This is a genomic window from Duncaniella muris (assembly GCF_003024805.1).
GTDB classification, from domain to species: domain Bacteria; phylum Bacteroidota; class Bacteroidia; order Bacteroidales; family Muribaculaceae; genus Duncaniella; species Duncaniella muris.
Window position 1 is genome coordinate 1 of record NZ_PUEC01000065.1, and the last position, 2,791, is coordinate 2,791.

A 2,791-nucleotide genomic window follows, 5' to 3' on the forward strand; every position below is an offset into this window, starting at 1 on the left:
CTTCAGAAGGCTGTGCAGGAATTACGAGGAAACGACAGAATCAGCCAACGAAATGCTCATGGTCGCAGCTGTTGTTATTTCTCTCCGAAAACTCACTTCTGTTAACAATCGTTTTTAAACAAGCTCTTATTCTTTTTGTAAGAATCTTAAAGTCACCTATGCTGATATTGTCATTCAAACTCAGTCCAAACAGGTTCAATATCTCGTGATTCCCCTGCTTAAGCAATGTTCGGCATCCATGCTTGATAACCCAATCAATATTCTCTGATTGCCCTTTCCATTTTTTAGCCAAAGCAATTACGATTTGTGGATTATCCTTTGAAATATCGTTCAGGTTATTGGCAACACTCAACCTTACAAACCTGGATGGATCGTTTTTCAGATTTTCCATAATCGGAATGATGGGAGCTGGATTTTCTTTTAATTTAGGCAATGACATCGCCCACGGCAGACGAGGTCTGCACCCTTCCGATGCAAGCCTCCTTACCCCCCAGTGCGGATGTTTTGACCAAGCCAACATCTGTTTCATCATTTCATCTTGATATTTCACAATAAAGGCATGGGTCACAAATTCGCAAGTCGTGAATTGCGTAATTCGCTCAATGGCTTTCACTGATGTCTCATAGTCCTCTATTCCATATCGCTCCACATAATGGTCCAAAATAACCCCATATTCTAATGTCAGCAAATTGAAATTTTTATCGTCTATCTTTGAAAAATCGAGCAGTCTAACTTTTACACAGTCTAATAATTTAAAGATTTTCGCAACAGCTTCTTTATACTCGGTTGGCATAAACTTGTGCAGAACAGTAGTTATGTGTGCAATCCGCTGCTTATAACCTCTGTTCTCCCATTCTTCATCCATAACTAAAGTTACAAACTTGTCTACACTCATGTTCTGGAGAACAAGAGACAAGTCGTTGACAAACCTTCCAAAGAATGGCTTATCAAACATATTTTTAAAAGATTCTGCCATTACTTTTATCTTACTACTATACCATTTTCGATGTTGATTTCAATTTCATAGTCCTTTATATCCTTGATTCCGATGCCGCTATGAGTTCTTTATCTGCTTCGATATTCTTCATCTACAAAATAATACAATGCTCCATAGCACGATGGAGCGATTTATAAATGCAGAAGCACAAACTACTGATGCAACACTCGAAGTCGAAAGTCGTAGGAAACCTTGTGTACAGATGTAGAGGTAGCAGCCCATGCTGTATGCGTGAGAACCACTATGCAATCCCAGTACACTGGTGAATTTCCTACGTTCTCGACTTACAAGAGAGCATAACGCTTCTTATTTTCTTATTTCTTGGAAAGAGTTGCCCCTATCCGAATGCAAAATTAGTTATTTTATTGATGTTTTGGATTATATAGAGCGGAATTATAACTTGAATCCTCTATTTTTTCTTGGCTCTTCCGCTGACTGTCGTAAACTTTGCCGTAATTTATTCCACTGTTCTTTGAACCATTCGTCTATCGACTGCTTGTTTATGGTCAGTATCAGTTTGCTATCATCGGTTGGATTCTTTTCCACCTTGAAAATATCATTCTTGATGTCAAACTTCCGTCTGTGTTCTTCGGAATAAATCCTGCCATTGCACCTGATAGCCTCTTTCTTGGTCAGGAGGCTCTCTATCATTTCTTTGGTGAAGCCGATGGCAGCACACAATTTTTCCATTCTCAACATCTCCCTGAGCATCGGAAACCACTTGAAAGCCTTTTCAAGCAAGGTATTCAGCCGTGATATTTCCTTGTCTTTGGCTTCAAGTTCCTGATTGTGTATTCCTTGAAGATTGCGTATCTGCTTGCCGTGCTGTTCCTGCATACGTTGCATTTGGGCTTTCAAGTCATCAATGCCCTTGTCCCGTTTGGCAATTTCCTGACGCAATTCGTCATTGGATTGCTCCAGTTTCTTCATTTTCCCGCTGCCGAAAAGAGAACCCACTCCGCTTGCTATGACAGTGGCAGCATCGGTAGCCACGCTTTTGAGCTTGTCCGTGCGTATCTCCGATTTTACCTGTTTGAGTTCCTGTTCGGCAAGTTCCACCTGTTGTTCTTTATGCCGCTTTGCAGCATCTATGCGTTGCAGTTCGGCTTTCTGTTTTTCAATGATGAAGTCATTGCGTTCCAGATGTTCTTTGCCAGTAACATTTTTTGATTGCCCACGTTCCATCATTAGAATGTCTGATGCCAAAGTCTGCATTGCTGCCATATCCTCGTCATTGAGTTTGCGGCTCTTTCCTGTATCGTGGTTCATCCAGTCAAAAACAATATGGGCATGATAATTCGGCTTGAACCATTTTCCACCCACTTGGAAACTCTCCTTGTCTTCTGTGTCAGGTTTTCCACCCAGCCAATGCCCCTCATCCTTATGCAGGAATATTTGGAGTGGCGTGATGCCCCAGCGTCTTTGGCACTCTTCGCCAAATTCACGCACATCAGCCAGTGTGGTTTCCGGTCTGATGAGCAGTACACCCTCACGAATGGGGGAACATCCTGCCACCTTGATTATTTTACCATTTTTTCCTTTGCGTTCCCGCTCTTTTTCCTGCATGGCACGTCCGGTCTTTTCCTTGACCATCCGTTTGATATTGTCGTAGTGCGTTTGCAGTTCGGGAGTGCCGAAGTTCGGGTTTATCCATTGTTCGTTGTCGGTGGAAAACCCAGGCTCGGATGACCCCTTAGACCAGGTTGAATTGACCCCTGAAGCCAAAATATCACTGACCCTTTTGCCCAATATAAAAATGACCCCTGTCGACGTAATGTCAGCAGGGGATTTTAT

General features: G+C 42.3%; 2 protein-coding genes. Both read right to left on the minus strand.

Going from position 1 to position 2,791, the window contains the following annotated elements:
- Positions 1-40: 40 nt before the first annotated feature.
- Entirely contained in the window at positions 41-976 is a 936-nt protein-coding gene (locus C5O23_RS14010) for a DNA alkylation repair protein (RefSeq protein WP_107033527.1), read from the minus strand.
- 414 nt (positions 977-1,390) lie between these two features.
- On the minus strand, positions 1,391-2,722 hold the full coding sequence (locus tag C5O23_RS14025) for a coiled-coil domain-containing protein (RefSeq protein ID WP_107033528.1): 1,332 nt from the start codon (positions 2,720-2,722) through the stop codon (positions 1,391-1,393).
- Between the last annotated feature and the right edge of the window lie 69 nt (positions 2,723-2,791).

Excerpts from the sequence above, each read along its gene's own strand:
- C5O23_RS14010 (WP_107033527.1), bottom strand. The coding sequence starts at position 976 with ATGGCAGAATCTTTTAAAAATATGTTTGATAAGCCATTCTTTGGAAGG.